The 5,515-nt window shown below is 72.0% G+C and carries 5 protein-coding genes; 1 reads left to right on the forward strand and 4 read right to left on the reverse strand.

Going from position 1 to position 5,515, the window contains the following annotated elements:
* Nucleotides 1-192: 192 nt before the first annotated feature.
* Both leuD and leuC read right to left on the reverse strand, forming a co-directional pair.
* A complete protein-coding gene (gene leuD, locus AB0C36_RS42390) occupies nucleotides 193-819 on the reverse strand; it encodes a 3-isopropylmalate dehydratase small subunit (protein ID WP_358364951.1) in 627 nt (208 codons plus the stop codon).
* Nucleotides 820-824: 5 nt separating this feature from the next.
* A complete protein-coding gene (gene leuC / locus AB0C36_RS42395; protein ID WP_358364954.1) occupies nucleotides 825-2,246 on the reverse strand; it encodes a 3-isopropylmalate dehydratase large subunit in 1,422 nt (473 codons plus the stop codon).
* A gap of 162 nt (nucleotides 2,247-2,408) precedes the next feature.
* Here leuC and AB0C36_RS42400 point away from each other — a divergent pair, with 162 nt between their 5' ends.
* Nucleotides 2,409-3,134 carry an IclR family transcriptional regulator gene (locus tag AB0C36_RS42400; RefSeq protein ID WP_231778302.1) on the forward strand — a complete coding sequence of 242 codons (726 nt, stop codon included), beginning with the start codon at nucleotides 2,409-2,411 and terminating at the stop codon, nucleotides 3,132-3,134.
* Nucleotides 3,135-3,430: 296 nt separating this feature from the next.
* On the opposite strand, the gene AB0C36_RS42405 is transcribed toward AB0C36_RS42400, so the two are convergent.
* Both AB0C36_RS42405 and AB0C36_RS42410 read right to left on the reverse strand, forming a co-directional pair.
* A complete protein-coding gene (locus AB0C36_RS42405) occupies nucleotides 3,431-4,009 on the reverse strand; it encodes a hypothetical protein (RefSeq protein ID WP_358364958.1) in 579 nt (192 codons plus the stop codon).
* 357 nt (nucleotides 4,010-4,366) lie between these two features.
* Nucleotides 4,367-4,882: a hypothetical protein gene (locus AB0C36_RS42410; protein WP_358364961.1), complete on the reverse strand. Its 516-nt coding sequence runs from the start codon at nucleotides 4,880-4,882 to the stop codon at nucleotides 4,367-4,369.
* Nucleotides 4,883-5,515: the final 633 nt, after the last annotated feature.

Genomic DNA, 5,515 nt, shown 5'->3' on the forward strand with positions numbered 1-5,515 from the left:
CTCGTCCCCTCGTGATTGCTTCACCGACGGGCCAATACCCCACCTCCGGCCCCCCCCCCCCCCCCCCCCCCCCGGCCCCCCCCCCCGCCCCCCCCCCCGCTTCCGCAAGGCAGTTGGCTCTTCCCGGGGTTGCCCTCCCGGTGGCCTGAATCAGTCAGTCGGACGGACCTCGTTCGGCCCTCCCGACGCAGGTCAGGCGGTCGTCCGCGAACCTCGGGCGTTCTGCGTACGCGGCAGCCAGGACGGCCGGCCGGCCTCGAACTCGGTGACGTCCGCCTCGTGGCGGAGGGTCAGGCCGATGTCGTCGAGACCCTCCAGCAGCCGCCAGCGCGTGTAGTCGTCGATCTCGAAATCGGCGACGACAGCGGCGTCTCCGTCGCCCGCGCGGACCTGCCGCTCGACGAGGTCGACGGTGATCTCGACGGTCGGGTCGGCCTCGGTCAGCGCCCACAGGCGGTCGACCGTCTCCTGCGGCAGGACGACCGTCAGCAGGCCGCCCTTCAGCGAGTTGCCGCGGAAGATGTCGGCGAAGCGGGACGAGATCACGGTCTTGAAGCCGTAGTTCTGCAGGGCCCAGACCGCGTGCTCGCGCGACGAACCGGTGCCGAAGTCCGGTCCGGCGACCAGGACCGTGGCGCCGGCGCGTTCCGGCTGGTTGAACACGAAGGCCGGGTCCTTGCGCCAGGCCTCGAAGAGCCCGTCCTCGAAGCCGGTCTTGGTGACCTTCTTCAACCAGTGGGCCGGGATGATCTGGTCGGTGTCGACGTTGCTGCGGCGCAGCGGAACGGCCGTACCGGTGTGGGTGGTGAACGGTTCCATGGCGATCAGACTCCTGCGGGCACTGCGGCATCGAGGTCGGCGGGGGCGGCCAGGTGGCCCAGGACCGCGGTGGCGGCGGCGACCTGCGGCGAGACGAGGTGCGTACGGCCGCCCTTGCCCTGCCGTCCCTCGAAGTTGCGGTTGGAGGTCGACGCGCTGCGCTCACCCGGGGCCAGCTGGTCCGGGTTCATGCCCAGGCACATCGAGCAACCGGCGTACCGCCATTCGGCACCGGCCTCGGTGAACACCTTGTCCAGGCCCTCGCTCACGGCCTCCAGCGAGACGCGTACGGACCCGGGCACGACGAGCATGCGCACGCCGTCCGCGATCCGGCGGCCGCGCAGGATGTCCGCGACCGCGCGCAGGTCCTCCATACGGCCGTTCGTGCACGAGCCGATGAAGACCGTGTCGACCTTGATGTCGCGCAGCGCCTGTCCGGCCGTAAGGCCCATGTACTCCAGGGCCTTTTCGGCGGCGCTGCGCTCGGACGGGTCGTCGAACGACGCCGGGTCGGGCACGTTCGCGGACAGCGGCGCGCCCTGGCCGGGGTTGGTGCCCCACGTGACGAACGGCGTGAGTTCGGACGCCTCGATGACCACCTCGTGGTCGAACGTCGCGTCGTCGTCGGTCTTCAGCGACGCCCAGTACTCGACCGCGGCGTCCCAGTCCGCGTCCTGCGGCGCGTGGTCGCGGCCCTTCAGGTACCCGAAGGTCGTGTCGTCGGGCGCGATCATGCCGGCCCGGGCGCCCGCCTCGATCGACATGTTGCAGACGGTCATCCGGCCCTCCATCGAGAGGTTCCGGACGGCTTCGCCGCGGTACTCGATGACGTAGCCCTGTCCGCCGCCCGTGCCGATCTTCGCGATCACCGCGAGGATCAGGTCCTTGGCCGTGACCCCGGAGGGCAGTTCGCCGTTGACGGTGACGGCCATGGTCTTGAACGGCGCCATGGGCAGCGTCTGCGTGGCCAGAACGTGCTCGACCTGGCTGGTGCCGATGCCGAACGCCAGCGCGCCGAAAGCGCCGTGCGTCGACGTGTGGCTGTCGCCGCACACCACGGTCATGCCGGGCTGGGTCAGGCCCAACTGCGGGCCGACCACGTGCACGACGCCCTGCTCGACGTCGCCGAGCGAGTGGATGCGCACGCCGAACTCGGCGGCGTTGCGGCGCAGCGTCTCCAACTGGACGCGGGACACCGGGTCCGCGATGGGCTTGTCGATGTCGAGGGTGGGGGTGTTGTGGTCCTCGGTCGCGATCGTGAGATCGGTCCGGCGGACCGGGCGCCCGGCCTGGCGCAGGCCGTCGAAGGCCTGCGGGCTGGTCACCTCGTGCAGCAGGTGCAGGTCGATGTAGAGCAGGTCCGGCTCTCCTTCAGCGCGACGCACGACGTGTGCGTCCCAGACCTTCTCCGCGAGTGTCCGTCCCATCGCTGTCCCTCCGGTCGGCGTCATTGCCGACTTCCTGTGTCGTGTTCCGCGGTCGCATCCCGGCTGCCCACCCGCAGCGTGTGCGCCCACGGTCCGAACTCTGCCACCTGAGCCGTCCAAAACGGACTTGCGTCTCGTCATTCGAGACGGCAATATCAGAGCATGGACAACTCTAGCGGAGTCGGCGTGCTCGACAAGGCCGCTGTCGTGCTGGCCGCGCTCGAAGCCGGTCCCGCGACGCTGGCGGGGCTTGTCGCCACTACCGGACTGGCCCGACCCACCGCCCACCGCCTCGCGGTGGCGCTGGAACACCACCGTCTCGTCGCCCGGGACATGCAGGGGCGCTTCGTCCTCGGACCGCGCCTCGCGGAGCTCGCCGCGGCCGCGGGCGAGGACCGCCTGCTGGCCGCGGCCCACCCGGTGCTCGCGCACCTGCGCGACGTCACCGGCGAGAGCGCGCAGCTCTACCGGCGCCAGGGCGACATGCGCGTATGCGTCGCCGCCGCCGAGCGGCTCTCCGGCCTGCGGGACACCGTCCCGGTGGGCAGCACGCTGCCGATGAAGGCCGGCTCGGCCGCGCAGTGCCTGCTCGCGTGGGAGGAGCCGGAGCGCCTGCACCGCGGCCTCCAGGGTGCGCGTTTCACCGCGACCACGCTGTCCGGCGTACGCCGCCGCGGCTGGGCGCAGAGCATCGGCGAGCGCGAGCCCGGCGTCGCCTCTGTCTCGGCCGCCGTACGCGGACCCAGCAACCGCGTCGTGGCCGCCGTTTCGGTGTCCGGCCCGATCGAGCGCCTCACCCGCCACCCGGGCCGCCTGCACGCGCAGGCCGTCATGGAGGCCGCCGCGAAGTTGTCCGACGCACTGCGCAAGGCCCAGGTGGACGTCTGACCCCGGCTTGCGGCCCGGGCCTGACACCAATCCCACCCCGGGCCGCCACCGGAGGCATTGCCACCGGAGGCGCTGCCGCAGTACGGGTCGACGCACGACCCGCGGACGCGCCGACGCAAGGCCCGTGGACAGACCGAAACACGACCTGCGGCATTCGTGCTACAACCCCCTGAAGTGGGGGCTCATTTCGGTTGCTGTGGACAACGCGGCGACCGAAAGGCTGTACAGCCGCTCACCCGTGGGGGCTCAATTCGGGTGCCGCGGACGACGCGACGGCCGAACGGCGACGCGGCCGCTCATCGGCGGACCCTCACGCGGCACAGGCCGTGGGGTACATGTGCGAACGGCACGTGTGGAGCAAAGTGGGCGTCCACGTCGGCGAGTTCCCGGATATGGCGGGCCCCGCCGCGCCACACCTCGGTCGTCGCCGCCACGGGAGCGCCGAACTCTCGATCGATGCGTTCCTGGAAGCGCGCCTCGAAACTCCCCGCCGCGCCCCACGTGACCGGCCCTACGGCGTCATGCCAGGCCCGCACCGCAACCACGCCCACGCGGTGCGTCCGATCGGAGCTCGGCAGGCAGACGAAGGACTCGACCTGGCGCCACGGCACGGTCAGCGGAATCACGCCGAGCGGAGCGGGGAACGTGAGGCCATGGGCGTCCAGGCGGAACACGACCCCGTGGTCCAAGTCGCTCCGCAGCCAAAGGACGGCGCCAAACGCGCACGCCACGGCTCCCGCCACTACGACCCAAGCCCCGCCCACCACTCCGAGGACGATGACCAGGCCGCAAAAGGCACCCGCGACGATCGGTTTGACCAAGTGCCATCCCGGCTGGTGGCGCAGTTCGTAGGTATCCGGGGCGTTGGAGCGCATTCGACCTCCCGAGACGCGGGCATCGGACGAACGGCACGGCGCATGATGTGCCGCGGTCGCACGTCGCGCCGGGCGTTGGCCGGGCGTTCGAGGGATGCGGGTACGCGGGGGGTTGCCGATCGGCTCGTGCGTCGATGCGCGAACGTCGGTCCGCGGGACGGATTTTCCGCGTAGGCAAATCTGGCTCGGGAGGCAACGGCGGTCGCTGTACCGTGCGTTTCCCTGTGAGGAGAACCGACCTTCGACGAACTCGACGCAACTGCCGTCGGCAGGGCTCCGACCGCCGTCCGCCCGCACACTCCCGGAGGGGCATGCGGGCGGTTACGGGATGGTCACGGAGTGGTCAAGTGCCGCGCGTCAGTGCCCCGGCCTGAAGGTCTTCCAGCCGTCGCCCCACGGCTCGTCGGACGACGCGGCGCCGGTGTTCGGCGCGGGCCGGCTCGGCTTCGCCGACTTGGCCTGCTGCGGCTTGCGGGCGGCCGGGATGCGCTTGGGCTGGGCCGCGGGCGCGGCCCTGCGCGGCGTCGGCTCGGCAGGCTGCGCGGGCTTGTTGGTCAGCGGCTTCTGGACCGGTGCGGTGGCCAGCGGGCTGGGCGCCGTCATCGGGTTCGGGGGTACGGCCGGAAGCGGCGGTTCCGCTCCCGCACGGGCCTGTTCGCGTCCCTGGACGAAGCTGTCGAGCCGGGTGCGCACATCCTGGGGATCCCGCGACAGGCCCAGCGGGATGCCCGGGGCGAGCCCGGGAACGGCGTCCACCGCGGCCCCCGGAACCAGGTTCGCCTGAGGCATGCGCCGGGGCAGCCCCGAGTGCGTCAGGCCCTCCACCACAGGCTCACGCGCGGCCTGCGCAGCGCGCCAGCTGTTGTCGTCCACCGAACCCCCATCTCAGTCCGCCGTGCCCGCTCCGCGCCCGTGATCAGCCGCATATCAATTGGGCAACGGAATCCGTCGCCACGACAGTAGCAACGCACAGCAGTGCATGGGGGTTCCGGGGTCCGCGATACATGACCTTGTCACCAAGCTGTGAAACTTTTGCCGCAGGCAGCTTCGCAGGTCATGCCGGGATTGGGGCGATCATGATGGTTCGTCGGGAACGCAGCCGAGACGCCCCGGAAGCCCCGTCCGCCCGCTCTGCGGTACCCCGCGCGACGCACGAACCGCGCCACGGTTGGCAAAACCGCGTACCCCGGCTGGGCCTTCCCCGGAACGGCCCGCAGGTGGTCCGGCGGGAGGTCTTCGGGCGGGCCGCACAGACGACGGTCCGGTCGTACGCCGCCCGCTGCGCGTGACCGGCGGAACGCGCGGCAGGACACAGCGCGGGAGGACACAGCGCGGCAGGACAGAGCGCGGCAGGACAGAGCGCGGCAGAGCGGCGGCGTACCGGCTCGCCGGACCCGCAACGGACAACGGAGTCGGGGGGGGGGGGGGGCGCGGCGCCCCCCACCCCCCGGCCGCACACGGGGGCCGGGCGGACGCGGCCGCCCCCCCCCGCCCCCCGCGCCCCCG

Source organism: Streptodolium elevatio, from assembly GCF_040649515.1.
GTDB lineage: Bacteria > Actinomycetota > Actinomycetes > Streptomycetales > Streptomycetaceae > Yinghuangia > Yinghuangia elevatio.